19 protein-coding genes and 1 tRNA gene are annotated in these 26049 nt (G+C 65.1%); 9 read left to right on the top strand and 11 right to left on the bottom strand.

Annotation, left to right across the window (positions count from 1 at the left end; translation table 11 throughout):
• Positions 1-8 precede the first annotated feature (8 nt).
• Together AX672_RS17985 and AX672_RS17980 are read left to right on the top strand one after the other, a co-directional pair.
• Positions 9-1085, top strand: a complete 1077-nt coding sequence (locus AX672_RS17985; protein WP_066653845.1) for a Gfo/Idh/MocA family protein — start codon at positions 9-11, stop codon at positions 1083-1085.
• A gap of 91 nt (positions 1086-1176) precedes the next feature.
• Complete coding sequence (locus tag AX672_RS17980) at positions 1177-3579, top strand: TonB-dependent receptor (RefSeq protein ID WP_202189368.1); 2403 nt, start codon at positions 1177-1179, stop codon at positions 3577-3579.
• 58 nt (positions 3580-3637) lie between these two features.
• Here the strand turns inward: AX672_RS17980 and AX672_RS17975 are convergent, their stop codons facing one another.
• Positions 3638-4831: an MFS transporter gene (locus AX672_RS17975; protein WP_066653906.1), complete on the bottom strand. Its 1194-nt coding sequence runs from the start codon at positions 4829-4831 to the stop codon at positions 3638-3640.
• A gap of 142 nt (positions 4832-4973) precedes the next feature.
• Here AX672_RS17975 and AX672_RS17970 point away from each other — a divergent pair, with 142 nt between their 5' ends.
• Complete coding sequence (locus AX672_RS17970; protein ID WP_337137648.1) at positions 4974-6023, top strand: YeiH family protein; 1050 nt, start codon at positions 4974-4976, stop codon at positions 6021-6023.
• Here AX672_RS17970 and AX672_RS17965 read toward each other — a convergent pair.
• Positions 6013-7038, bottom strand: coding sequence for a LacI family DNA-binding transcriptional regulator (locus tag AX672_RS17965; protein WP_066653842.1), 1026 nt, complete (start codon positions 7036-7038; stop codon positions 6013-6015). The genes AX672_RS17970 and AX672_RS17965 overlap by 11 nt on opposite strands.
• Positions 7039-7151: 113 nt before the next feature.
• Between AX672_RS17965 and AX672_RS17960 the strand changes: the two genes are divergently transcribed.
• Genes AX672_RS17960 through AX672_RS17950 form a run of 3 tightly spaced genes read left to right on the top strand, consistent with a single transcriptional unit; the run spans position 7152 to position 11225 of the window.
• Entirely contained in the window at positions 7152-9257 is a 2106-nt protein-coding gene (locus AX672_RS17960) for a transglycosylase domain-containing protein (protein WP_066653839.1), read from the top strand.
• Between the two features lie 52 nt (positions 9258-9309).
• A complete protein-coding gene (locus tag AX672_RS17955; protein WP_066653836.1) occupies positions 9310-10311 on the top strand; it encodes a threonine aldolase family protein in 1002 nt (333 codons plus the stop codon).
• Complete coding sequence (locus tag AX672_RS17950) at positions 10308-11225, top strand: DMT family transporter (protein ID WP_066653833.1); 918 nt, start codon at positions 10308-10310, stop codon at positions 11223-11225. Before AX672_RS17955 ends, AX672_RS17950 begins: the two co-directional genes overlap by 4 nt.
• On the opposite strand, the gene AX672_RS17945 is transcribed toward AX672_RS17950, so the two are convergent.
• Complete coding sequence (locus AX672_RS17945) at positions 11135-11974, bottom strand: NAD(P)-dependent oxidoreductase (protein ID WP_066653831.1); 840 nt, start codon at positions 11972-11974, stop codon at positions 11135-11137. The genes AX672_RS17950 and AX672_RS17945 overlap by 91 nt on opposite strands.
• An 82-nt stretch (positions 11975-12056) precedes the next feature.
• Between AX672_RS17945 and pepN the strand changes: the two genes are divergently transcribed.
• Entirely contained in the window at positions 12057-14651 is a 2595-nt protein-coding gene (gene pepN, locus AX672_RS17940; RefSeq protein WP_066653829.1) for an aminopeptidase N, read from the top strand.
• On the opposite strand, the gene AX672_RS17935 is transcribed toward pepN, so the two are convergent.
• The 8 genes from AX672_RS17935 to AX672_RS17900 all read right to left on the bottom strand — a co-directional run bounded on the left by AX672_RS17935 (position 14652) and on the right by AX672_RS17900 (position 24406).
• On the bottom strand, positions 14652-15023 hold the full coding sequence (locus AX672_RS17935; RefSeq protein WP_066653826.1) for a tRNA-binding protein: 372 nt from the start codon (positions 15021-15023) through the stop codon (positions 14652-14654).
• Positions 15023-15694 carry a glutathione S-transferase family protein gene (locus AX672_RS17930; RefSeq protein ID WP_066653823.1) on the bottom strand — a complete coding sequence of 224 codons (672 nt, stop codon included), beginning with the start codon at positions 15692-15694 and terminating at the stop codon, positions 15023-15025. Before AX672_RS17930 ends, AX672_RS17935 begins: the two co-directional genes overlap by 1 nt.
• 39 nt (positions 15695-15733) lie before the next feature.
• Entirely contained in the window at positions 15734-20242 is a 4509-nt protein-coding gene (gene gltB, locus AX672_RS17925; RefSeq protein WP_066653820.1) for a glutamate synthase large subunit, read from the bottom strand.
• Positions 20239-20724 carry a HepT-like ribonuclease domain-containing protein gene (locus AX672_RS17920; RefSeq protein ID WP_168727539.1) on the bottom strand — a complete coding sequence of 162 codons (486 nt, stop codon included), beginning with the start codon at positions 20722-20724 and terminating at the stop codon, positions 20239-20241. Before AX672_RS17920 ends, gltB begins: the two co-directional genes overlap by 4 nt.
• Positions 20721-21017: a nucleotidyltransferase domain-containing protein gene (locus AX672_RS17915; protein ID WP_066653816.1), complete on the bottom strand. Its 297-nt coding sequence runs from the start codon at positions 21015-21017 to the stop codon at positions 20721-20723. The genes AX672_RS17920 and AX672_RS17915 overlap by 4 nt, the downstream gene beginning before the upstream one ends.
• Positions 21014-22450, bottom strand: a complete 1437-nt coding sequence (locus AX672_RS17910; RefSeq protein ID WP_066653901.1) for an NAD(P)-dependent oxidoreductase — start codon at positions 22448-22450, stop codon at positions 21014-21016. Before AX672_RS17910 ends, AX672_RS17915 begins: the two co-directional genes overlap by 4 nt.
• 162 nt (positions 22451-22612) lie before the next feature.
• Positions 22613-23422 (bottom strand): undecaprenyl-diphosphate phosphatase, encoded by an 810-nt coding sequence (locus AX672_RS17905; RefSeq protein ID WP_066653815.1) that lies wholly within the window; start codon positions 23420-23422, stop codon positions 22613-22615.
• 51 nt (positions 23423-23473) lie between these two features.
• Positions 23474-24406: a complex I NDUFA9 subunit family protein gene (locus AX672_RS17900; RefSeq protein WP_066653813.1), complete on the bottom strand. Its 933-nt coding sequence runs from the start codon at positions 24404-24406 to the stop codon at positions 23474-23476.
• A gap of 145 nt (positions 24407-24551) precedes the next feature.
• On the opposite strand from AX672_RS17900, the gene AX672_RS17895 reads away from it, so the two are divergent.
• Both AX672_RS17895 and AX672_RS17890 read left to right on the top strand, forming a co-directional pair.
• Positions 24552-24638 (top strand) — tRNA-Leu (locus AX672_RS17895).
• A 158-nt stretch (positions 24639-24796) separates the two neighbouring features.
• The gene (locus AX672_RS17890) at positions 24797-26035 is read left to right on the top strand and encodes a tyrosine-type recombinase/integrase (RefSeq protein WP_066653811.1); all 1239 of its coding nucleotides are present in this window, start codon (positions 24797-24799) and stop codon (positions 26033-26035) included.
• Positions 26036-26049 lie beyond the last annotated feature (14 nt).

Here is a 26049-nt window from a genome sequence, read left to right as displayed (position 1 = left end):
TAGAGCAAGTGCGATATGGCCTGGTCGGCACCGGGATGATGGGTGTCGAGCATCTCAACAACCTTGCGATCACCCCCGGTGCGGTGGTGACGGCGATTGCCGATCCGGTCGCGACGTCGCTCGGCTGGGCGCGTTCGGCGCTGGGCGCGCGCGCCGAGGGCGTCGAGGCGTTCGACAGCGCGGCGGCGCTCGCCGCATCGGGCCGCTGCGACGCCGTGATCGTGGCGAGCCCCAACCACACCCACCGCGACACACTAGTGCCGTTGTTCGATGCGGGGCTGCACATTCTCTGCGAAAAGCCGCTCGCGACGTCGATCGACGACGCGCGCTGGATCGTCGAGCGCGCCGCGCAGACGCCCGGCATTTTCTGGACGGCGATGGAATATCGCTACATGCCGCCCGCCGCGGCTTTCATTGCCGACGTGCACGGTGGCGCGATCGGCGACCTCAAGATGCTGTCGATCCGCGAGCATCGCTTTCCGTTTCTGGTCAAGGTCGGCGACTGGAACCGCTTTGCCGCCAATACCGGCGGGACGATGGTCGAAAAATGCTGCCACTTCTTCGATCTGATGCGATTGATCACGCGCAGCGAGCCGGTGCGCGTCTATTGCTCGGGGAGCATGGACGTGAATCACCTCGACGAGGAATATGACGGCCGCCGCCCCGACATCATCGACAACAGCTTCACGACGGTCGATTTCGCCAATGGCGTGCGGGCGATGCTCGACTTGTCGATGTTCGCCGATGGGGCGGAAAATCAGGAGGAAATCACAGCCGTCGGCGACAAGGCCCGGCTCGACGTCTTCATTCCCGAAGGCGCGATCGTCCGCTCGCCGCGCGTCGGCTTCGGCAATCCCAAGCGGCCCGAGCGGCGGCTGATCGACACCGATGCGACGGCGCTCGCCGCCGGCAGCCACCACGGATCGACCTTCTACGAGCATCAGCGCTTCAACGCGGCGGTGCGCGGCGAAGGGCCGGTCGAAGTCAGTGCCCATGACGGGCTGATGGCCATCGCGATTGGCGTCGCGGCAGAATTGAGTGCACGCGAGCACCGCGCGGTGGCAATGGCCGAACTTGGATTTTGACGAGCAAGCAAAACTTGGCGGCGTGGAAAAAAGAACAAGGCTGCGTCGCCGGGCAAATCCGATCAAAGAACTAGGAGAGGGAGGAATTGTTATGACCAAGACAGCTTTGATGGCGAGCGTGGCGACGTTCGCGATGCTCACCGTGACCCCTGCGGCTGCACAGAATGCGCCGGCCAAGCCTGCCGATGCGGCAGCATCAGCGCAGGCCACCGATCCGGATGCGACGCCTGAGGTGATCGTGACCGCGCAGAAACGCAGCGAGCGGCTGCAGGACGTGCCCGTCGCGGTCACCGTTGTCTCGGGCGATTCGCTCAACAGCCTGAGCCGCGCCAATCTCGAAAGCGCGCAATATCTCGTGCCGTCGTTCACGGTGCTCAAATCGGGGACGACGCTCAACCAGTCGTTGTTCCTGCGCGGCGTCGGCACGGCAACTTTTTCGATCGCCGGCGAGCCATCGGTTTCCACCGTCGTCGATGGCGTCGTTTACAGCCGATCGGGTGAAGCCTTCAGCGAGCTTGTCGATATCGATCAGCTCGAAGTGCTGCGTGGCCCGCAGGGAACGCTGTTCGGCAAAAACGCATCGGCCGGCGTCATTACGATCACGTCGAAACGACCGACCGGCACCTTTGGCGGCTATGCCGAAGCGGCCTTCCTGACGGACAGCGAATACCGCTTTCGCGGCGCGGTCAATGTCCCCATCGGCCAAGACGTCCGGACGCGTCTTACGGGTTTCTATTCGACCTATGACGGCAATATCCGCAACGTCACCACCAACTCCTTCGTCAATGGCTGGGAGCATTATGGCGCCCGCTTTCAGGTCGAGGCGCGCCCGACATCGGATGTGACGCTGACCTTCATTGCCGATTATTATCGTAACAAGGATGATTGCTGCGCCGAGATCATTGCGACGCCGCCGATCAATGGTACCACTGGCCTGCCGACGACCAATTTGTCGACCAGCGTGCTGCCAACGCCGCTCGGTGCCGACACACGACAAGTGGCGCAGAATCTGGTCACCGCGACCGACGAAGAAGGCTATGGCTTCTCCCTCACCGCCGATGTGGCGCTCGGGCTGCACACGCTGACATCGATCACCTCGTATCGGAACTGGCGCAATACCGAAATCCGCGACGGCGACTGGTTGCCGCAATCCTATATCGGCTTCAACCAGCTGCACGATTTCGGGCCGCAGACGGGTGACACCTTCACGCAGGAATTCCGCCTCGCTTCGCCCGCCAAGCAGACGATCACCTATGTTCTTGGCGCCTTCTATTCGCAGGCGATTTCGCAGCGCACGTTCACGCGCTTTGTTGAGCGCTGCGCCTCGGCGGTTGCTCCGGCGCCGACGGTGCTGACCCCGTGCACAAGCCCGCTCGCGGCGGCCCGCACCTTCCCGGTCGGCTCGGCGACGTTCGGCTCGACCTTCAAGAACTTCGCGCTGTTCGGCCAGGGCACCTGGAATATCACCGACTGGTTCCGGCTGATCGGTGGCGTGCGCTACACGCATGACGATTTGAGCGTGTCGCATCGCCGCGTTTCGGCCAATCTCGACACGGCTGGCGGTGTTCCTGTCGGTACCGGGGGCATCAATCCGAACTTCGATCAGGGCGTGTTCGACTCGCCCGGCATCAATGGCGTGGTGACGGCCAGCAACGGGATTCCATTCCGCACGGCGACAAGCGCCGACAATATCTCAGGCAAAGTCGGCGCGCAGGCTGATCTTTCAAAGAACAGCACGGCCTATTTCACTTATTCGCGCGGCTATAAGGGGCCGGCTTACAACGTGTTCTTCAACCTGTCGAAGAACGGCACCAACGTCATCGCGCCAGAAACGTCCAATGCCTTTGAAATCGGCCTGAAGAATACGCTGCTCGGGGGACGGCTGACGTTCAATATCGCGGCATTCTACGCCCAGTATGAAAATTTCCAGGCCAACAACCCCGATCTGGTGGCGGGCGTCGTCGTCACGCGCTTTACCAACGCCGGGCGCGTGTCGACCCGCGGCGTCGAGGTAGATGCGACCTGGCGGCCCGTGCGTGATCTGACGGTGAATGGCGGCTTTGCCTGGACTGATGCCCATGTCGACGCATTCAATGCCCCGCTGGGCGCGGCGGTGATCCCGTCGGGAACCCCGCTCGGCTTTGCCCCGCAGTTCAAGGGCAATCTGAGCGCCGACTATCGCTGGCGCGGTGGCGGTCCGATCGATGCGATCTTCGGCGTGCAGGGATCGTATCAAAGCTCGCAGCTGTCGCTCTTTTCGGCCGATGCCGTTCAGCGGCGGCTTGGGACGATTCCGGCTTATGGGCTCGTCAACCTGAGCGTCGGTATCACCGATACCAAGGATCGTTACCGCGTCACTTTCCAGGTCCGCAACGTCGCCGACCAGAGCTTTGCTGCGGCGATTGCCAATGGCGGGCCGGGCGGCGCCTATCGCTACCAGATTCCGCGCGACGCCGATCGCTATTTCGGGATCACGGGCCGCATCAACTTCTGAGCGAACCACCCGATCATGCAAGCCCGGCGGAGCAGACTCCGCCGGGCTTTGCTTTGCCTCAATGCCCGAAGGCGACGCCGCGCTCGGCTTCGTCGACCGGGACGATCACCGGCACCAGCAGCTGAATGCACGCCAGCGCGAGCAGATAGGACCCCGAGCAGATCGCCAGCAGCGGCCCATAGCCCCAGTCGTGCGAGAGGGCGAAGGCCGCGAGCTGGATCAGCCCGATCGACCACATATTGCCGCAAAAGGCTGCCATGCCGATCGCCGAGCCGACGACGCGCGCCGGAAACACATCGGTCGCAAAGCCGAACAGGTTCGTCGAGAAGCCCTGATGCGCGAATAGTCCGAGCCCAAGCAGCAGGGCGGCGCTCCACGGGCTGGTCACGAACAGCACCAGACTGACCGGCAGGATCAGCAGCGCATAGATCAGCAGCGTCACCTTGCGCGCGCGGTCGACGCTCCACCCCATTGCCATCAGTCGTGTCGGCAGCCAGCCGCCGCTAAGCGCGCCGAGCGCCGCAAACACATAAACCAGCGCGACCGGCAGCCCGACCGTCCCCTGCGGCAGGCCAAACAACCGGTGAAACAGATCGGGCAGCCAACTGAGCATGAAGAACCAGACTTGGTCGGAAAGTACCTTCGCAATCGCCAGCGCGAGCACTTTGCGGTCGCGCAGCAATGTGCCCCAGGCGATCGGCGCGGGCTCGGCGCCGTCGGTCGCGACCGGCTGGACCCGCACGGCAAACCACACCGCAACCCACACGAGGCCCAGCCCGCCTGCGATCAAGAAAGCCGCGCGCCAGCCGAATGCGATCGCCAGCGCCGGAATTGCCAGCGGCGTGACGATCGCGCCGATATTGGGCGCGGTATTGCCGACCCCAAGCGCGATCGAGCGTTCCTTTTGGCTGAAATAGGTCGCCGCTGATTTGACCGCCGCCGGCGTGCCGATCGATTCCGCAGCACCGAGCACGACACGCGCCACGACAAAGCCGACCACGCCGGTTGCAAAGGCATGCGCCATGCCTGCGAGGCTCCACACCGCCACCCCAATCGCAAAACCGAGCCGCAAGCCGACGCGATCGATGAACCAGCCGGTGCCGAGGAAAGCGACCGCGGCCGAGAATTGGAAGGCCGAGACCATATTGGCATAATCGCCGTCGGACCAATGATATTCGGCCTCGAGCGTCGGCTTGAGCAGCGCCAAAATCTGGCGATCAACATAGTTGAGCATGATCGCGAAGAACACCATCGCCACGATCACCCAGCGCGTTGCGCCGCTTTTGCCTGTCACGTCGTGCCTCTCCCGGTCTCGTTAAGATAACGTTGTCATACCGAGCGCTTCCCGGCTAGTCCTTTGCGGCAGAGCCGATAGAAGGCGGGCAATGGAGCCGATGCAAGCAAAACCCGAAAAGCGCCCGTTGCCGATGGCCGCCGATCTTTATGGCGACATCGAACCGAGCCCCAAGGCGGACTGGCGCGGCTATCTGCCCGGCTTGCTGGTGGTGGGCGCGGGCACGCTCGCGGCCGGCTTCATTTCCGATCATTATGGCGCGCCGCTCACCCTGATGGCGCTGCTGATTGGCCTCGCGCTCAATTTCCTCAGCGACGATCCGCGCTTGAGTGCCGGACTGGGGCTCGCGTCGCGATCATTGCTGCGCTGGGGGATCGTGCTCGTCGGGGTGCGCGTGACCTTCGGCCAGATTGCCGCGCTCGGGCCGGTCGCCCTGCTCGCGGTGGTGGTAATCGTCGCGCTGGTGATCGGCACCGGCGTGCTCGCCGCGCGGCGATTGGGATTCGGCGATGCGTTCGGCGTGCTTGCTGGCGGCGCAGTGGCGATCTGCGGCGCGTCGGCAGCGCTTGCGCTGGCGACGACCCTCGGCGAGCGGCGCATCAATCAGGGGCAGTTGACGCTGGTGCTGGTCGGCATCTCGGCGATGAGCGCAGCGGCGCTCGTGCTCTACCCGATCCTGGCGCATCTGCTGATGCTGAGCGATCTGAAGGCCGGGTTCATGCTCGGCGCGTCGATCCACGATGTCGCGCAGACGCTGGGCGCGGGCTATGCCTATTCGACCGGCGCGGGCGAGATCGCCGCGATCGTCAAGCTGACGCGCGTCGCGCTGCTGGCGCCGGTGCTCGCCGTCGTCGCGCTGTTCTTCCGCCCCGACGGCGTCGGGGCCAAGCGGCAGGGAGTGCCGTGGTTCGTGATCGGCTTTTTCGCGCTTGCCGGCGTCAATTCGCTCGGGCTGATCCCGGCGGTCGCGACCGGCGTTGCCGAGCGGGTTGCCACCGCGATGCTCGCCTGCGCGGTGACCGCGACGGCGATCCGCTCGCCAATGCGCCAGTTGACCGAAGGCGGGCCCCAGCCGCTGCTGGTAATCCTCGCGGCGACCCTGCTCGCGCTCGCGCTCGCGACCGGCGCGGCGGCTTACCTCATCGGCTAGGCCGCGCAGTCGATCCGCGCGCGACGAGCTCATAGTGCAACTCGCGGCGCTCAATCGCCGCGCCGGCCGCGCGCAGCAGCAGGTCGGTCGCGGCATAGGCCATCTGCCGCATCGGCTGGCGGATCGTCGTCAGCGGCGGCCAGACGACGCGCGAGATCGCGGTATCGTCGAACCCGGCGATCGACAGCGCGTCGGGCACGCGCACGCCCAGCCGGTGCGCCGCTGCCAACGCGCCGGCCGCCATATCGTCGCTGGCCGCGAAAATCGCGGTCGGTGGCTCGGGCAACGCCAGCAGTGCCTCGGCTTCGGCGGCGCCCGAGGTGAAATAGAAATTGCCGGTGCGGATCAGCGATGGCTCGACCGCGATGCCGCTCTCCTGCAACGCGCCCCGATACCCCGCGGTCCGTTGGGCGCTCGCCGCAAAGGCAGGGTCGCCCGAGATATGCGCGATCCGGCGGTGGCCGAGCGCGATCAGGTGGCGCGTGATGTCGGCGGCAGCACGCTCATTGTCGATGAACGCCGATGAGGTGAGCATCACGTCGGTGCCCGGCGACACGCGCACGAAACGCACGCCGCGCCGCGCCAGCAGGTCGAGCACATCGGGATAATCGGTGGCGGGCGGCGTCAGCACCAGCCCGTCGATCTGGATCGAATCGATCAGGCTTTCGATCTCGTCGATCAGCTTTGACGATTGCCGGTCATAGGGCTGCGCGATCATCCGCACGCCTTGTTCCTCGCACCGGTCGCGCACGCCCGACTGCATTTCATAGACATAATAGGGCGAGGGATTGTCGCAGATCAGCGCGATCTGGAACGATCGCCGACCAGCGAGCACGCGCGCGGCGCTGCTCGGACGGAAATTGAGCCGCTCGACCACGGCGTTCACGCGCGCGCGGGTTTCGGCGCCGACATATTTCTCGTTGTTGAGAACCCGCGACACGGTCTTGATCGACACGCCGGCTTCGCGCGACACGTCCTTGATCGTCACTCGCACTTGGCGGCCCCCGCGCAACATTGCTGCGCCCCTGATTTGGGGCAAGCTCGGCTGTTCGTCCAGTGGCTTGCCAACAGTGCATTATATGAATAATACAGTTGGCGCCCGGCGACGGGTCGGGTAAGGCATCGGCAATGCGCACCGGTTTTTTCGATTTCCGCAACAGCCGCGACGCGCCCGACGATGCGCCGCTCGAACTGACGGGCGGCATGCCCCCGCCCGACGACGACTGGGTTGACGACGCTTATGAAGACGACCAGCCCGAGCAAGCGCCGCCGCCGCGCCGCCGCCGTCGCTGGCGCTGGGTGGCGCGTGGGATCGCGGCGCTGATCATATTATTCTGCGTCGCGGTCGCGTGGCTGGCGATCACTGCGCCGCTGTCGAAATCGCTCGAGCCGATCACGCCGCCCAGCATTACCTTGCTCGCCGCCGACGGGCGCACGCCGATTGCGCGGCGTGGCGCCACGATCGGCAAGCCGGTCGATGTGAAGACGCTCCCTCCGCATGTCGCGCAGGCCTTTCTCGCGATCGAGGACCGGCGCTTCTATCGCCACTGGGGCGTCGATCCCTGGGGAATTGGCCGGGCGATGGTGCATAACCTCGCCGCGCGGGGCCTGCGCGAAGGCGGCAGTACCATCACTCAGCAGCTGGCGAAGAATGCCTTTCTCGATTCCGATCGCACTGCCGGTCGCAAGCTGCGCGAAGTCATGATCGCCTTCTGGCTCGAGGCGTGGCTCACCAAGGACGAGATCCTGTCGCGCTATCTGTCGAACGTCTATTTCGGTGACAATGTCTATGGCCTCGATGCAGCGGCGCGGCATTATTTCAGCACGCCGCCCGCGCGACTGACGGTCGGGCAGGCGGCGATGCTCGCAGGGCTGGTCAAGGCGCCGTCGCGGCTGGCGCCGACCGGCAATCTCAGCGGTGCACGCGCGCGGCAAAAGCTCGTCGTCGGGGCGATGGTCGCCGCCGATTTCCTTACCGAGCGCGAGGCAGCGCGTGTCGCCCCGGCGCGGCTGCGGGTCGATCGCGTCGCGCCGCTCCCCAACGGCTCCTATTTCGCCGACTGGGTGCTGCCGGCCGCGCGCGATCAGGCCGGCGCCATCACCGCCGAGACGCAGGTGACGACGACACTCGACGCGCGGTTGCAGCGCGCCGCCGAACGCGCCGTGCGCCGCGCCGGGCTGCGCAAGGCACAGGTCGCGATCGTCGCAATGCGCCCGGACGGCCGCGTCGTGGCGATGGTCGGCGGCAAATCCTATGCCGACAGCCCGTTCAACCGCGCGACGCAAGCGCAGCGGCAGGCAGGCTCGGCGTTCAAGCTGTTCGTCTATCTGGCGGCGCTGCGCGGCGGGATGACCCCCGAATCGATGGTGCTCGACGAACCGGTGACGATCGGCACATGGAGCCCGAAGAACAACGACGGGCGCTACCGCGGCGAGATTACGCTGCGTGAGGCGTTTGCGCGATCGTCGAATGTCGCGGCTGCGCGGCTGACGCAGCAGGTCGGCGTCGGCCGGGTCATCCAGGCGGCGCGCGATCTGGGGATTTCGACGCCGCTGCCCAGCGAGGCGACGATTGCGCTCGGTACCGCCAATACCTCGCTGCTCGAACTGACGGCGGCCTATGCGGCGGTCGCGGCGGGTGCCTATCCGGTGCGGCCGCATGGCCTCGAAGCGTCGCAGGAGCGCAGCTGGATGGAGTTTCTCGGCAACCGCTCGCACAGCCTGAGCGGGCGGACGCAGGAGCAGCTGAAGGAATTGCTCAACGCTTCGATCAACGAAGGCACCGGGCGACAGGCCGCGCTCGACATCGACAGCTTCGGCAAGACCGGGACCAGCCAGGACAATCGCGACGCGCTGTTTCTGGGCTTTGCCGGCGATCTGGTGGTGGGCGTGTGGGTCGGCAATGATGACAATTCGCCCAATCCTGGGCTGTCGGGCGGCGGCATTCCTGCGCGGATCTGGCGGGATTTCATGTCGAGTGCGCTCGGCGTCAGTGCCAAGGCAAGCGCGCCGATTGAGGTTGACCCGGACGCCATCGACCTGCCCGATCCGGTCGGCGATCTGATCGACAACGGCACCTTGCCCGTTGAAGGCGAGATCAACGGCTTTGGGCTGAACCTGAAAATCGGTCGCGACGGCAGCATCGCGGTGAAGCCCGCGCCCGCCGACAAGCGCGATCCGCTGGCGCCAGACGCCGATGCACCGCCACCCCCGCCGCGTGGACGCGAACAATGACCTACCAACGCCGCGGTTGACGTAGCGCGCCCGCGCCCGCAAGGGGCGGCGCATGCGCTTCTTCTCCGACAATGCAGCGCCTGCCTGCCCCGAAGTGCTGGCCGCGCTGGCGACCGCCAATGTGATGGACACCGCTTATGATGGCGACGCGTGGAGCAAGATGCTCGACGCGCGCCTCTCGGCGCTGTTCGAAACGGGCGTGCGGGCATTGTGGGTGCCGTCGGGCACCGCCGCCAATTGTCTGGCGCTTGCCGCGATGTGCCCGCCGCACGGCGCGATCATCTGCCACCGCGACGCGCATATCCAGAATGACGAATGCGGCGCGCCCGAATTCTACACCCACGGTGCCAAGCTGCTGCTGGCCGAGGGCGACGGCGCCAAGCTGAGCGTCGCCAGCGTGCAGGCAGTACTCGATGCGACCCGCAACGACGTTCATCAGGTGCAGCCGCATGCGGTGTCGATCACCAATGCCACCGAGTATGGCCGGGTCTATCGCCCCGATGAGGTGGCCGCGCTCGGCGATCTGTGTCGCGCACGCGGGCTGGCGCTGCACATGGACGGCGCGCGCTTTGCCAATGCGGTTGCCTTTCTCGGCTGCACGCCTGCCGAGGTGACGTGGCGCGCGGGTGTCGACGCGCTGTCGTTCGGTTTCATCAAGAATGGCGGCATGCTGGCCGAACTGCTGGTGTTCTTCCGCCCCGAGCTCGCCGATGCGACGCTTTATCGCCGCAAGCGCGCCGGAATGCTGTTGTCGAAGGGTCGCTATCTCGCCGCGCAGGTGCTGGCGATGCTCGACGACGATGTCTGGCTGCGCAATGCCCGCGCGGCCAATGCCGGAGCAGCAATGCTGGCCGCAGCCGCCGACGACCGGCTGATCCACCCGGTCGAGGCCAATGAAGTCTTCCTGAAAGTGACCGCCGACGAAGCGGCCCGCCTGCGCGCGCTCGGCTTCGATTTCTACGATTGGGGGCCGGGCGAGGCGCGGCTGGTGGTGTCGTGGAACCAGTCGGCTGAAGAAATCCGCCCGGCCGCCGACGCGATCGCAAGACTGTGAGCGAGCCGCCGCCGCCCCAATCGACGCGGCTGGCGATCCTGATTCCGTTTGCGATCGTCACGCTGATCTGGGGATCGACGTGGATCGTCATCCGCGACCAGCTGGGCACGGTGCCGCCGAGTTGGTCGGTCACCTATCGTTTCCTCGTCGCGGGCATCGCGATGGTTGCCTATGCGCTGGTGCGCGGTGAGCGCTTCCGGCTCGATGCGCGCGGCTGGGCGTTCGCAGCGGCGCTGGCCGTGCTGCAATTCTGCTTCAACTTCAACTTCGTCTACCGCGCCGAGGGTTTCATTACCTCGGGGCTGGTCGCCGTCGTGTTCGCGCTGCTGCTGGTGCCCAATGCGATCTTGGGGCGCGTTTTCCTCGGCCAGCAGCTCGGGCGGCAATTGCTGATCGGCTCGGGCGTGGCGATGGCCGGCGTGACTTTGCTGTTCGTCCACGAAGCGCGGAGCGATCCGCACGGTCCCACCGCATCGATTGCAGGGGTGGCGTGGACGCTGGCCGGGGTGATGTCGGCGTCGATCGCCAATGTCCTTCAGGCGACCGAGACCGCGCGCCGCTATCCGATGGTGGCGACGCTCGGCATCGCGATGTTGCTCGGGGCGGGTGTCGACGCAGCGATTGCGTTCAGCCTCACCGGGCCGCCAGTGATCGAATGGCGCGCGGGCTATCTGATCGGCATCCTTTATCTCGGCCTGATCGCCTCGGCGGTCGCTTTCACCCTCTATTTCGGCATCCTGCGCGTGATCGGCCCTGCCAAGGCCGCCTATTCGAGCGTGATCGTGCCGGTCATCGCGATGCTGCTGTCGACGCTGTTCGAAGGCTATCGCTGGTCAGGGCTGGCGGTCGCCGGATCGGTGCTGGCGCTGTCGGGGCTCGTCATCGCACTCAGGGCGCGCAGACCCTCGCGATAATCGGGATAGGCGGGCTGCCAGCCAAGCACGCGCTTGGCCTTCCCATTCGCGACGCGGCGGTTTTCGGCATAGAAGCTGCGCGCCATCGGCGACAGGGCGGCTTCGTCCATCGTCTGCAGCGGCGGCAGCGCGCGACCGAGCAACCGGCAGGCGAAGTCGATCACCTCGTTCTGGCTACAGGGGCGATCATCGGCGAGATTATAGGCACCCGGCGGCGCGCCGAGCGCGGCGATCACGCCGCGCGCGATATCGTCGACATGGACCCGGCTGAACACCTGACCCGGCAGGTCGATCCGGTGCGCGCGCCCCTCGGCCACCCGGTCGAGCGCCGACCGCCCCGGGCCATAGATGCCCGGTAGCCGGAACACGCGTGCGCCAAGTTCGCGCCAGCCGCGATCGGCGTCGTTGCGCGCTGACCGGCGCCCGCCGACGGGGGCGCTTTCATCGACCCACGCGCCGCCGGTATCGCCATAGACGCCGGTCGACGACAAATAGCCTGCCCAGCGCACGCGCCGCACCGCATCGGCATGGCGGGCGAGCACCGGATCGCCGTCGCCCTCGGGCGGCACCGAGCTCAGCACGGCATCGGCGCGCGCGAGTTCGGCCTCGATTGCCGATTGATCGTCCCAATCGATCGTGTCGTCGCGGCCGCTGCGGCTGGTGCCGATCACCCGCCATTCCTGCGCGCGCAGCTGGGCGGCGATCCGTCCCGCAGTGTAGCCGAGGCCAAAGATCAGCATCACCGGCATCGGCCGTCTCCCATTGGTGCAACCGGCTACCTTGCGGGCGAATTCATTGGCAAGCGCCAGCGGTGCACCCTATTTGGCGGATATGCTCGATGCAAATGCTGCCCTGCCGACCGTCACGCGCCGCGACGCCTATCGCCCGCCCGAGTGGCACGTGCCCGAGATTGCGCTCGATTTCGCTCTCGATTCGATCGCGACGCGCGTGCGCGCGCGGCTCGAAGTGGTGCGCGCCGCCGCCGATGCCGGGCCGCTGCGGCTCGACGGCGGCGGGCTGACACCGATCAGCGTGCGCGTCGACGGTGCCGAGAGCGATGGCTGGTCGCTCGATCACGGCGCGCTGGTGATCGCGCTCGACGGCGAGCGGCATGTCATCGAGACCGAAGTCGAGATCGCGCCCGAACGCAACACCCAGCTTATGGGGCTCTATGCCTCGGGCGGCCTGCTCTGCACCCAGTGCGAGGCCGAGGGCTTTCGCCGGATCACCTTCTTCCCTGACCGTCCCGACATTCTGAGCCGCTACCGGGTGCGGATGACGGCGGACAAGGCGCGCTATCCGGTGCTGCTCGCCAATGGCGATCCGGTCGCGTCGGGCGACCTTGATGATGGCCGTCACTGGGCCGAATGGCACGATCCCTATCCCAAGCCCTGCTATCTGTTCGCGATGGTCGCGGGTGATCTGGCCGCCAACCGCGCGACGTTCACGACGATGGACGGACGCAGCGTCCAACTCGGCATCTGGGTGCGCGCTGGTGATCTGCCCAAGACCGACCACGCGCTTGCCGCGCTGCAAACGGCGATGAAATGGGACGAGGACGTCTATGGGCGCGCCTATGACCTCGACGTCTTCAACATCGTCGCGGTCGACGATTTCAATTTCGGCGCGATGGAGAACAAGGGGCTGAACATTTTCAACAGCCGCTACATCCTTGCCGATGCCGATACCGCGACCGATTATGATTATGACGCGATCGCCGCTGTCGTCGCGCATGAATATTTCCACAATTGGTCGGGCAATCGCGTTACCTGCCGCGACTGGTTCCAGCTGTCGCTGAAGGAAGGCTTCACCGTCTTTCGCGATCAGCAATTTTCCGCCGACCAGGGATCGGCGGCGGTCAAGCGGATCGAGGATGTCCGCGCGCTGCGCGCCGCGCAATTCCCCGAGGATGCGGGGCCGCTCGCGCATCCGATCCGCCCCGAAAGCTATATCGAAATCTCGAATTTCTATACCGCGACGATTTATAACAAGGGCGCCGAAGTCATCCGCATGATGGCGACGATTCTCGGACCCGAGAAGTTCCGCGCCGGGACCGATCTTTATTTCGATCGCTTCGATGGGACGGCGGCAACCTGCGAGGATTTCGTCGCAAGCATGGAGGCCGCCAGCGGCGTCGATCTGGCGCAGTTCCGCCTCTGGTACAGCCAGGCCGGCACGCCCAAGATCACGGCGTCGCTTCGCCACGATGTCTCGGCACGCGCCGCCACGCTGACGCTCACCCAATCGATCGCGCCGACGCCTGGCCAGCCGGTCAAGGCGCCAATGGTGCTGCCGGTCCGCGTCAAGCTGTTCGGCAGCGCGAGCGGCCAGCCGATCGGCGATGAGCAGCTGGTGCTGCTGACAGGGGCCGAACAGTCGATCGACTTTGCCGGCGTCGACGAGCCGCCGCTGCTGTCGATCAACCGGCAGTTTTCGGCGCCGGTGACGATCGAGACCGATCGCTCGGCGATCGAGCTGGCGCTGCTTTCGGCGCATGATGACGATCCCTTTGCGCGCTATGAAGCGATGCAGCAGCTGATGCTCGACACGCTGGTGACGAGCATCGCCCACGGGCGCGGCGAGCATGGCGCGGTGATCGCCGCTGTGCGCGAAACGCTGCGGAGCCCGGCACTCGACCCGGCCTTCATTGCCGAGGCCGTACTGCTGCCGTCCGAAGCCTTCATTGGCGACCAATTGCCCGTCGTCGATCCCGACGCCGTGTTCCGCGCGCGTGAAGCGCTGCGCCGCGATCTCGGCAAGACGCTCGAGGCCGACTGGCGCGCGGCCTATGCGCGGGCATCGGCCACCGGCGCGTTCGAATATACGCCCGAAGCCAAGGGATTGCGGCGACTGAAGAGCGTCGCGCTTGGCTATATCGCCGCCAGCGGTGCGGGCGACGCCGCCGACATCGCCTTCCGCCAGTTCGAAGCGGCTGACAATATGACCGATCGCCAGGGCGCGCTGTCCACGCTGGCGAACGGCAATTCGAACACGCGGATCGCCGCGCTCGACATTTTCTACAACCGCTATTCGGACAATGCGCTGGTGCTCGACAAATGGTTTTCGACTCAGGCGCTGTCGAGCCGCGACGACACGCTCGACACTGTGGTCGAGCTTGCCCGTCACCGTGATTTCACGCTCACCAATCCCAATCGCGCGCGGGCGCTGGTGGGTGCCTTCAGCGTCAATCAGCGCGCGTTCCATGCTGCCGATGGGCGCGGCTATCGCTTCGTCGCCGATCAGCTGATCGCGCTCGACCGGATCAACCCGCAGACCGCCGCAAAGCTGCTGCCACCGCTCGGCCGGTGGAAGCGGTTCACGGCCGACCGCGCGGCGCTGATGCGCGCGGAACTGGAGCGCATATTGGCGGCGCCGGGGCTGTCGCGCGACAGCTATGAACAGGCGTCGCGGAGCTTGGCGGACTAGCTAGAACAGCCGCCCGCCGTTGGGCACCGGCGCGCTCGGCCGCACCAGCACGACCTTTCCTTCCGCATCGGGAAAGCCGAGCGTCAGCACTTCGGACATGAACTTGCCGATCTGGCGCGGCGCGAAATTGACGACGGCGGCAACCTGCGTGCCGGGCAGGTCCTCCAGCCTGTAATATTCGGTGATCTGCGCCGAGCTTTTCTTCACCCCGATGACGGGTCCGAAGTCGATCGTCAGCTTGTAGGAGGGTTTGCGCGCTTCCGGAAAAGGATCGGCAGCGATGATCGTGCCGACGCGGATGTCGACCTTCATGAAATCATCGAAGCCGATCGTCGCCGCCACCTGTGCCGCCGGATCAGGCGCAACGTGCATCAGAAATCGACGTCGTCGTAATAGCTGGGCGGGGCGATACCCTCCATCCGCTCGCTCAGCAGCGGCCGAAAGGAAGGCCGGCTCTTGAACCCCCGATACCAGCGCGCGGTCTGTTCATGCCCCTTCCAGTCAATCCCGCCCAGATAATCGGCAACCGAAATCTGCGCGGCAGCGGCCAGATCGGCGAGGCCCATCGTCGCGCCGCCGATCCAGGTACGGTGATCGAGCAGGAAATCGATATAGTCGAGCTGCCCGATCGCTGCCTTCATTGCCTCGCGCAGCACCTTGGCATCGGGCGCCGCGCGGTGGACGATGCGCTTGATCATCCGTTCGTGCAGCAGGGGCGCTGTCACTTCCTGATAGAATTGATGATCGAACCACGCGACCAGCCGCCGCGTCTCGGCGCGGTTGGCGGCGGTGCCGTTGATCATTGCCGCCTGTTCGACCGTTTCCTCGAAATATTCGCAGATCGCCGACGAATCGATCAGCAGCAGATTGCGGCCGGGATCGGCCATGACCGGCGTCTGTCCGGCGGGGTTCATGTCCATGAACTCGTCACGCCGCGCCCAGGGCGATTCGCGGACCAGATCGTAACCGACGCCCTTTTCACCCAGCAGCAGGCGCACTTTTCGCGAAAAGGGACAGAGCGGGAATTGGTAAAGCTGCCACATGGCAATGGTCTAGGCCATGCATCGCGCCCGCGCCAAGCGCTATTCGGCGGCGACGGCGGCGGGTGTGTCGTCGAGCGGGTGGGGCAGCCGACCCAGCATTTCCTTCGGCACCACTTGCCAGAAATGGCCCGCCACCCGGTCCCATTCGTCGATCAGGCTTGCGGCCCATTTGCTGTCAGTCGCCTCGGCATGCGCGCGGATCAGGTTGAACAGCACCGATTCCCAGTGCAGCGACGCCAGCCTTTGCCAGACGATACTGTCGGGATTGGCGCGCCGGGGGAACGTGTCCGCCGGGTCATAAACGAACGCCATTCCCCCGCTCATGCCCGCGCCGAAATTGGCGCCGACCTCGCCGAGCACGACTGCCGTGCCGCCGGTCATATATTCGCAACCGTTGGCGCCGCAGCCTTCGACCACCACGTCGGCGCCCGAATTGCGGACCGCGAAGCGCTCGCCGGCCTGTCCCGCTGCGAACAATTTCCCTGCCGTCGCGCCATAAAGCACTGTGTTGCCGATGATCGTATTCTGGTGGCTGATCAGGCTCGAGCTCACCACCGGGCGCACCGCGATGATGCCGCCCGACAGCCCCTTGCCGACATAGTCGTTGGCGTCGCCGAACACCTCTAGCGTGATGCCCTTGCACAGGAAGGCGCCAAGGCTCTGCCCTGCTGATCCGCGCAGGCGAACATGGACATGGCCGTCGGCCAGCTTCGACATGCCGATCGTCCGCGTGATCTCGCTCGACAGCCGCGTGCCGACCGCGCGGTGGGTGTTGCGCACCGAATAGGTGAGCTGCATCTTTTCGCCGCGCGAGAAGACGGCGGCAGCATCGCGGATCATCTGCGCGTCGAGACTGTCGGGTACTTCGTTGCGCCATGTCGGCAACGAAAAGCGGCGCTGGTCGTCGTCGGCATCGACTTTCGCCAGGATCGGGTTGAGATCGAGATCGTCGAGATGTTCGGCGCCGCGACTCACCTGGCGGAGCAATTCGGTGCGGCCGATCACCTCGTCGAGGCTGCGCACGCCGAGCCGCGCGAGGATGTCGCGCACTTCTTCGGCAATGAAGGTCATCAGGTTGATGACCTTTTCCGGGCTGCCCCCGAATTTCGCGCGCAGCCGCTCGTCCTGCGTGCAGACGCCGACCGGGCAAGTGTTCGAATGGCATTGCCGGACCATGATGCAGCCCATCGCCACCAGCGAAAGCGTGCCGATGCCGAATTCCTCGGCGCCGAGGATCGCGGCGACGACGATGTCGCGCCCGGTGCGAAGCCCCCCGTCGGTGCGCAGCCGCACGCGGTGGCGCAAGCCATTGAGGGTCAGCACCTGATTGACTTCGGACAGCCCCATTTCCCACGGCGTGCCGGCATATTTGATGCTGGTCTGGGGCGAGGCACCGGTGCCACCGACGTTGCCCGAGACAAGGATAACATCGGCATGCGCTTTGGCAACACCCGCCGCGACCGTGCCGATCCCCGCCGACGACACCAGTTTCACGCACACCCGCGCGCGCGGGTTGATCTGCTTCAGGTCGTAGATGAGCTGCGCCAGATCCTCGATCGAATAAATGTCGTGATGCGGCGGCGGCGAGATGAGCGTGACGCCCGGTGTCGCATGGCGCAGCTTGGCGATCAGCTCGGTCACCTTGAAGCCGGGGAGTTGCCCGCCCTCGCCGGGCTTGGCGCCTTGCGCGACCTTGATCTCGATTTCCTCGCAGGCATTGAGATATTCCGCCGTCACGCCGAAGCGCCCGCTCGCGACCTGCTTGATCGACGAATTGGCGTTGTCGCCATTGTCGTAGGGTGTGTAACGGCTGCGGTCCTCGCCACCTTCGCCCGACACCGCTTTGGCGCCGATGCGGTTCATCGCGATCGCCAGCGTTTCATGCGCTTCGGGGCTGAGCGCGCCGAGCGACATGCCCGGCGTCACGAACCGCTTGCGGATTTCGGTGATCGCTTCGACCTGATCGACCGGCACGCCTTCTGCCGGGAAATTGAACTGAAGCAGATCGCGCAGGTAAACCGGCGGCAGATCGGCCACCCCGCGCGAGAATTGCAGATACGTCGAATAGCTGTCGTTCGCGACCGCATTCTGCAGCAAGTGCATCAGCGGCGCCGAATAAGCATGCGTCTCGCCACCCGCGCGCTGGCGATAGAAGCCGCCGATCGGCAGCGTCGCAACCGGTGCTGCGAAGGCCGCATCGTGCCGCATCGTCGCCGACAGATGCAGCGAGACATAGCCTTCGCCCGAAATCTTGGCCGGCATACCCGGGAAGAGATCATTGACTAGGCTGCGCGACAGCCCGACCGCTTCGAAATTATAGCCGCCGCGATAGCTGGAGATCACGGCGATCCCCATTTTCGACATGATCTTCAGCAGCCCGTCTTCGATCGAGGTGCGGTGGCGGGCGAGGCATTCCTCGATCGTCAGCGTGCCGAACAGCCCGCGCGCATGGCGGTCGACGATCGCTGCTTCGGCGAGATAGGCATTCACGGTTGTCGCGCCGACGCCGATCAGCACGGCGTAATAATGCGTATCGAGGCATTCGGCGGTGCGGATGTTGACACTGGCGTAGGAGCGCAGTCCCTTGCGCACCAGATGCGTGTGGACCGCCGCCGCCGCGAGCACCCCCGCGATCGCCACCCGGTCGGGTCCGACGGCTTCGTCGGTCAGGAACAGGTCGGTGCGGCCCTCGCGCACTGCCTGTTCGGCTTGCGCGCGGATGTGCTGGATCGCCGCGCGCAGTGTCTCGGGTCCGCCACCGGCGGCGAAAGTACAGTCGATCTCGGCCGCCTGGCTGCCGAAATGCGCCTTCAGCCGATCCCAGTCGGCGCAGGTCAACACCGGTGAATCGAGCACCAGCACCGGATTCTTCGCGCCGGCGATGTCGAGGATATTGGCAAGATTGCCGAAGCGGGTGCGCAGGGTCATCACCCGGCGCTCGCGCAACGGGTCGATCGGCGGGTTGGTAACCTGGCTGAAATTCTGGCGGAAAAACTGGCTGATCAGGCGCGGCTTGTCCGAAATGACGGCGAGCGGCGTGTCGTCGCCCATCGATCCGACCGCTTCCTTGCCGTCGAGCACGAGCGGGCTGAGGATCAGCTCCATTTCCTCGATCGACTGGCCGGCGGCGATCTGGCGCCGGATCAGTTCGGGCCGGTCATAGCGGCGGCGCTTGACCGCCACCGCAGGAAGCTGGTCGATCGTCAGATAATCGCCGATCATCGCGGCATAATCGGCCTCGGCGGCGACCCGGTCCTTGACGGCGCGGTCGCCGAGCACTTCACCCGCTTCCAGATCGACTGCAATCATCTGGCCGGGGCCGAGCCGACCCTTTTCGATGATCGTCGTTTCGGGCACCACCACCATGCCGCTTTCGCTGCCGACGATCAGCAGCCCGTCGTTGGTGCGCGTGTAGCGCAGCGGGCGCAGCGCATTGCGATCGACGCCCGCGACGGCCCATTGGCCATCGGTCATTGCCAGCGCAGCGGGGCCGTCCCACGGCTCCATCACGCTCGCCAGATATTGGTACATCGCCAGATGCTCGGGCGGCATGTCGATTTCGTCCTGCCACGCTTCGGGGACGAGCATGAGCTTGGCGGTCGGCGCGTCGCGGCCCGAGCGGCAGATCGCCTCGAACACCGCATCGAGCGCGGCGGTGTCGCTGGCGCCTGCCGGGATTACCGGCTTGATGTCTTCGCTATGTTCGCCGAACGCGAGGCTCGCCATCTTGATCTCGTGGCTGAGCATCCAGTTCTTGTTGCCGCGGATTGTGTTGATCTCACCGTTGTGCGCGAGGCAGCGGAACGGTTGCGCGAGCCACCACTGCGGGAAAGTGTTGGTCGAATAACGCTGGTGGAAAATCGCGACGCGGCTTTCGAAGCGGCTGTCGCGAAGGTCGGGATAGAAGACCGACAGGCTTTCGGCAAGGAACAGGCCCTTGTAGATGATCGAGCGACACGACAGCGAACAGATGTAGAAGCCTTGGATTTGCGCGGCGATCACGCGCTTTTCGATCCGCCGGCGGATCAGATAGAGGTTCTTTTCGAACTCGGCGACGCTGGCATCGTCGGGCATCGGCCCGGCGATCATGATCTGCTCGATCTCGGGCCGCGTTGCCTGCGCTTTCTGGCCGATCACCGACACATCGACCGGCACCTGCCGCCAGCCGTAAATCGTATAGCCTTCCTCGATGATCGCGCTTTCGACGATCGTCCGGCACGCTTCCTGCGCCGACAGGTCGGTGCGCGGCAGGAAGACCATGCCGACCGCCAGCCGGTTGGGCAGCGGCCGGTGCCCCGAGAGCGCAATCGCATCGTCGAAAAAGGCAGTCGGCAGGTCGAGCAGCAGCCCTGCGCCGTCGCCGGTCTTGCCATCGGCATCGACCGCGCCGCGGTGCCATACGGCCTTCAGTGCCTCGATCGCCGATTGCACGACGCGGCGGCTGGGCTTGCCGTCGGTCGCAGCGACGAGGCCGACGCCGCAGGCATCGGATTCCATATCGGGGCGATACATGCCCTCGGCGGCAAGGCGGGCGCGTTCGTCGGTCATTTCTGTGTTTCGGCCCCAAGGTCGTCGAAATCCTTCGCCGCAATGATATGCGCAAAGCGCTCAGCGGCTGCTGTGATCATGGGAGCAGCGGCAAAGGCAGCGTTCAACTCGTGCGCCCGCGTCAAATCGTCGAGGGCGTATTCGTGGATTAGCCGGTTTCGTAGCTCGTTCAGTTCTTCCCATCGATCGGCGCTGTCGATCAATTCAAGTCGTTCGAATGCGTCGAGCGTGTCGCGGAAGGAGCGCGGCCGAACATCTGCGGTCAAGAATAAGTGCATCGCAGGCATCACTTTTCTCGCAAGAATGTCATAGACTTGCTGAAAGCGTTGCAGAAATGCATCCAGCGCCTTTCGCGATTGGCGGTCGAACGAATTGGCGGACAGCGGAAACAGATTGGCGTCCTCCGTCACTGATTCGTGCAGACGAGCCAATGGCCCGGCAATCATCGCTAGTGCTCGCTCGACACTTTGTTGCCTCGTCACAGAACAACGCCTTCGCCAATAGCAACCTCGTCGATCGGTCGGCGCTGCATCCCGCGCGCGTAAAGGACAATGTCGATCGCACGTTCGCCGATTTCTTTGTTCAGCAACCGACGAAAGGCGAGTTGCCGGTCGATGCCGAGATCCTTGGCTTCGGCTTCAACATGGAGGTCGATATCACCACCGCGCGCGCAATCATCGAGCCGACTGCCGAACAGGCGAACGACCGCCGTGTCGCCAAAAACCTCGCGTGCGGCGGTTCGGATCCCGGCGATATCGCGTTCGCGCAACCTCATGCCGCTTTCCTTTCGGCTGCCTTCGCGCGCAGATATTGCCCCATCTTCGCCGCGACATCGCGCCCGTCGCGGATTGCCCATACTACCAGCGACGCCCCGCGCACGATGTCGCCCGCCGCGAAGACGCCGGGCAGGTTGGTCTGCATGCTCGCGGTATCAATCACCACCGTCCCCCAGCGCGTCACGCGCAGTTCGGGCGCGCCGAACAGCACCGGCAGTGGTTCGGGGTCGAAGCCGAGTGCCTTGATGACGAGATCGGCGGGCAATTCCTCGTCCGCGCCGGGATCGGGCTCGGGCGCGCGCCGCCCGCTTGCGTCGGGCGCGCCGAGCCGCATCCTGGTGACGCGCACCGCGCGCACCGGATCGCCGGAGAAGCCATCGGGCGCCGCCAGCCAGACGAACTCGACGCCTTCTTCCTCGGCATTGGCGACTTCGCGCTGGCTGCCGGGCATGTTGGCGCGGTCGCGGCGGTAGAGGCATTTGACCGAGGCCGCACCCTGCCGCACGGCAGTGCGCACGCAATCCATCGCGGTATCGCCGCCACCGATGACGATGACATGCTTGCCGGCTGCATCCAGCGCGCCTGAATCGAACGCGGGCACATCATCGCCAAAGCCCTTGCGGTTCGACGCAATCAGATAGTCGAGCGCTTCGACTACGCCTTGTGCCTCGACTCCCGGTGCCTTGATGGCGCGCGGCTTGTAGACGCCCGTCGCGATCAGCACCGCGTCGTGACGGTCGCGAAGCTCGACAAGGCTCGCGTCGCGCCCGACCTCGAAATTCGCGTGGAAGACGATGCCGCCCGCTGCCAGCCGCTCGATCCGCCGCATCACCACCGGCTTTTCGAGCTTGAAGCCGGGAATGCCATAGGTCAGCAGGCCACCCGCGCGGTCGTGCCGGTCATAGACATGCACTTCATGCCCGGCGCCGCGCAGATATTCCGCCGCCGTCAGTCCCGCCGGGCCTGCGCCGATGATGCCGACCGACTGGCCAGTGGCTCGACCCGCTATCAGCGGCTCGACCCAGCCCTTGTCCCACGCCGTGTCGGTGATGAACTTTTCGACCGCGCCGATCGTGACCGCGCCGTGGCCTGAAAATTCGATGACGCAATTGCCCTCGCACAGCCGGTCCTGCGGGCAAATTCGCCCGCAAATCTCGGGCATGGTCGAGGTCGCGTTCGACAGCTCATAAGCTTCGCGCAGTCGCCCTTCGGCGGTCAGCCGCAGCCAGTCGGGGATGTGGTTGTGCAAGGGACAATGTACCGAGCAATAGGGCACACCGCATTGCGAACAGCGCGCAGCCTGTTCTTCGCCGCTCGTCTCGGCGTAGCGATCGGCGATCTCGCGGAAGTCTTCGGCGCGCAGGGCCGGGTCGCGCTTGGCCGGATAGGCCTGCGCGGTCCCCACGAATTTCAGCATTGAGTCGTTCGCCATGGCGCTGCCCATTCACCTTCGCGCGCAGTTTTATGCCCCTAAGGCGATTGAGTCACGCAAAGAATGACCAGTAAGACAATATTACTGACTTAATGGCTCGCCGACTTCACCCGACGGCAATATTTTTGCGACAACTGTGCGTCCGATAAGTCCGTTTCGGATCTATCTGGCCAGCAGCCACACCAGCGCCGCGCTGCCGACGATGATCCGATACCAGGCGAACGGGCCGAACCCATATTTGCCGACGATGCCGACGAACCAGCGCACCACCAGCACCGCGACGGCGAACGAGACGACAAAGCCAAGCGCAATCCCACCGATCCCGACGCCATTGGCCGCCGTCAGCGTGTCGCGGTGGCTTGCCAGTTCGACCACGCTGGCGCCGAGCATCGTCGGGATCGCGAGGAAAAAGCTGAATTCCGCCGCCGTGCGCCGTTCGACGCCCAAGCTGAGCGCGCCGAGGATGGTCGCCCCCGACCGGCTGACCCCCGGAATCATCGCAAGGCATTGCAGCACGCCGATGCCGAGCGCGGTCCGCGCCGGGATCCCCGAAATCCCCTTGGCTTCGCCGGGCTTCACCACTCGCTCGATCACCAGAATCGCGATACCGCCCGCGATCAGCGCAACTGCAACGACAATCGGATTGAGCAGCAGCGCCTCGATCTGCTTGCGAAACGCCAGGCCGATGATGACCGCCGGTACAAAGGCGATCAGCAAATTGGTCACGAACTTGACCGCGCCCGCCTCACCCTTGATCAGCCCCTGCATCACCGCCCAAAAGGTGCGCCAGTAAAGCACGACCACGGCCAGAATCGAGCCGAGCTGGATCACGATGTTGAACAGCTGCCACTTGCCATCGTCATAGCCGAGCAGCGCGCCCGCCAGAATCAGATGACCTGTCGAGGAAACCGGCAGGAATTCGGTGATCCCCTCGACAATGCCGAGCAGGATGATGGTCAGGATATCGTTCACGCAGCCCCCAAGGCGGCTGTCGCCGCGGTGTGATGTCGAAATACGCGCCGGTCAGGCGGTCTGGGTCGTAAAGCGACCGTTGCGGCGATACTGGACCAGCCAGCCCGGCGCGACCGTGTCGAGCGGCGTCGGGGTAATGCCGAATGCTTCCAGCCCCGCCGCGCCGGGGGCAACAACATTATCGCGCTGGAGCATCGTCCACTGGTCACGGGTAATCGGTGCGCCGGGCAGGAAGCCGAAGGTGGCGATCATTGCCGAAATCGCATCGGGCAGGTCGATGATCGTCGGGCGCTGCCCGGTTTGCGCCGCGATCCAGTCGATCAGGCCACGCATCGACAGGACATCGGGGCCACCAAGCTCGAAGGTCCGCCCGCCATATTGGCCCGGTGCTGCCAGCGCCGCCACCACCGCGCGCGCCACATCGCCAACATAGACTGGCTGGAATTTGGTGACGCCGCGCACCACCGGCACGGCAGGCGCCGAGGCAATCATCGCCGCGAAGCGATTGACGAACTGGTCCTCGCGCCCGAACACGATCGAGGGACGCAGGATCGTGGCAGCCGGGAAAGCGCCGAGGACCGCGGCCTCGCCTTCGCCCTTGCTGCGGCCATAGGCGGATGCCGAAGCAGCGTCGGCGCCAATTGCCGAGATATGAACCAGCGCGCTAGCGCCGGTCGCTGCGGCGGCTGTAGCCAAGTCACCCGCGCCGCGCGCCTGGATCGACTCGAAGTTGCCTTTCAGGATGCCGACCAGATTGACGACGCCGTCGCTGCCCTGGACCGCGCGCGCGATCGATTCGGGCTTGCGGATATCGGCCGCGACAAACTGCATCTGGCCGAGCCCGCCGAGCGGCCGCAGGAAAAGCGCGCCTTTCGGGTTGCGCTGGGCGATGCGGACGCGCGCGCCCTGTTCGAGCAATGCCTGTGCGACATAGCGGCCCAGAAACCCGCCGCCACCGATCAACGTCACCAGCTTGTCGTTCATGCCGTTCCTCGGGCTTGATCTCGCTGCGGCTCCCATGCCGCCCTGCCCGAAAAACGGCAAGAGCCAAGCGTGGCGATGGCTTATTGACAATGCCGCCACCGCTCCCCTAGAGCGCGCGGCCTACCTGACGAATAAGTCTTCTGGGGCCCAGATGGCGGAATTGGTAGACGCACCAGCTTCAGGTGCTGGCGCTCGCAAGGGCGTGGAGGTTCGAGTCCTCTTCTGGGCACCATCGCTTCCTCCGGACATGTCCATAAATGTCCGGAGAAGTCCCCAAAATCAAAGGTTTTTGACGGCTTGCGCGTCCACCCGCATCCGGTCAAATTCGTTGCAATTGACGGTATCCGACGGTATTTTTGACGGTATCGAAACCGACAAAAAGGTGGCGTCATGCTTACCGATCTGGCCGTCCGAAAGGCAATTGCACGCGAGAAGCCCTACAAGCTTTCTGACGGGGGCGGGTTATACCTGCTCGTCACAAAAGCCGGTCAGCGGTGCTGGCGGGTTGATTATCGTTTCGGGGAAAAGCGGGCCACCGCAGCCCTTGGGGTCTATCCCACCGTTTCACTGGCTGAGGCGCGGGCCAAGCGGCTGGAAATCAAGAAGCAGATTGCCGATGGCATGAACCCGTCGGCCAAGCGCAAGATCGACAAGATTACCGGGCCGCTGGCCAACGTGAACAGCTTTCAGGCCGTTGCCGAGGAATGGCTCGACAAAGCCCGCCGGGAAGGCCGCGCGGAAGTTACCTTGGGCAAGCTGAAATGGCTACTGGAGTTCGCCCACCCCATAATCGGCGCACGCAAGATTGGTGAGATCAAAGCGCCCGAATTGCTGGCGGTCTTGCGCGCGGTTGAAAAGCGCGGCCACTATGAGACAGCGCGACGGCTGCGCAGCACCTGCGGGCAGGTCTTCCGCTATGCCATCGCCACCGGACGCGCCGACCGCGACATTTCGGCAGACCTGCGCGGCGCGATTACTGTGCCCAAAGTCACGCATCGGGCGGCCATTACCTCCCCGATGGAGGCAGGTGTGCTACTTCGGGCAATAGACGCCTATTCGGGCTATCCAGTCACCCATGCAGCCCTTCGCATCGCCCCTCACGTCTTCGTGCGTCCTGGCGAGCTCAGGCACGCCGAATGGACCGAATTTGACCTGACCAAGAATGTCTGGACCATCCCCGCCGAGAAAACCAAGATGCGCGTCGCCCACCGCGTGCCGCTGACCCGGCAGGTGCTCGCCATCCTGGAGGAACTGCGCGAGATCAGCGGCAACCGCCGTTACCTCTTCCCGGCCCAAGGCAAACGGGATCGTCCCATGTGCGAAAACACGATCAATCTCGCCCTGCGGCGCATGGGGTTCGACAGCAAGACGATGACCGCCCACGGCTTCCGCGCCATGGCCAGCACGTTGCTGAACGAGCAGGGCCACTGGAATCCCGACGCCATCGAACGACAGCTTGGCCATGCCGAGACCGATGACGTCCGCCGAGCCTATGCGCGTGGCGAGCATTGGGAAGAGCGGCTGGCCATGATGAAAAGCTGGTCCGACTATCTCGACCAGCTCCGGTCAGGCGCGAAGATCCTGCAAGGCAGTTTCCGCAAGCCGCCTAGCGCCGCGATTTCTGGATAAGGCGGCGCAGGCTC

The organism is Sphingomonas sp. CCH10-B3 (genome assembly GCF_001556185.1).
GTDB lineage: Bacteria > Pseudomonadota > Alphaproteobacteria > Sphingomonadales > Sphingomonadaceae > Sphingomonas > Sphingomonas aquatica.
This window is presented reverse-complemented; position numbering and strand designations above follow the sequence as displayed.

Excerpts from the sequence above, each read along its gene's own strand:
- AX672_RS17980 (WP_202189368.1), top strand. The coding sequence starts at position 1,177 with ATGACCAAGACAGCTTTGATGGCGAGCGTGGCGACGTTCGCGATGCTC.
- AX672_RS17975 (WP_066653906.1), bottom strand. The coding sequence starts at position 4,831 with ATGGTGTTCTTCGCGATCATGCTCAACTATGTTGATCGCCAGATTTTG.
- AX672_RS17970 (WP_337137648.1), top strand. The coding sequence starts at position 4,974 with ATGCAAGCAAAACCCGAAAAGCGCCCGTTGCCGATGGCCGCCGATCTT.
- AX672_RS17965 (WP_066653842.1), bottom strand. The coding sequence starts at position 7,038 with ATGTTGCGCGGGGGCCGCCAAGTGCGAGTGACGATCAAGGACGTGTCG.
- AX672_RS17960 (WP_066653839.1), top strand. The coding sequence starts at position 7,152 with ATGCGCACCGGTTTTTTCGATTTCCGCAACAGCCGCGACGCGCCCGAC.
- AX672_RS17955 (WP_066653836.1), top strand. The coding sequence starts at position 9,310 with ATGCGCTTCTTCTCCGACAATGCAGCGCCTGCCTGCCCCGAAGTGCTG.
- AX672_RS17945 (WP_066653831.1), bottom strand. The coding sequence starts at position 11,974 with ATGCCGGTGATGCTGATCTTTGGCCTCGGCTACACTGCGGGACGGATC.
- pepN (WP_066653829.1), top strand. The coding sequence starts at position 12,057 with ATGCTCGATGCAAATGCTGCCCTGCCGACCGTCACGCGCCGCGACGCC.
- AX672_RS17935 (WP_066653826.1), bottom strand. The coding sequence starts at position 15,023 with ATGCACGTTGCGCCTGATCCGGCGGCACAGGTGGCGGCGACGATCGGC.
- AX672_RS17930 (WP_066653823.1), bottom strand. The coding sequence starts at position 15,694 with ATGTGGCAGCTTTACCAATTCCCGCTCTGTCCCTTTTCGCGAAAAGTG.
- gltB (WP_066653820.1), bottom strand. The coding sequence starts at position 20,242 with ATGACCGACGAACGCGCCCGCCTTGCCGCCGAGGGCATGTATCGCCCC.
- AX672_RS17915 (WP_066653816.1), bottom strand. The coding sequence starts at position 21,017 with ATGAGGTTGCGCGAACGCGATATCGCCGGGATCCGAACCGCCGCACGC.
- AX672_RS17910 (WP_066653901.1), bottom strand. The coding sequence starts at position 22,450 with ATGGCGAACGACTCAATGCTGAAATTCGTGGGGACCGCGCAGGCCTAT.
- AX672_RS17900 (WP_066653813.1), bottom strand. The coding sequence starts at position 24,406 with ATGAACGACAAGCTGGTGACGTTGATCGGTGGCGGCGGGTTTCTGGGC.
- AX672_RS17890 (WP_066653811.1), top strand. The coding sequence starts at position 24,797 with ATGCTTACCGATCTGGCCGTCCGAAAGGCAATTGCACGCGAGAAGCCC.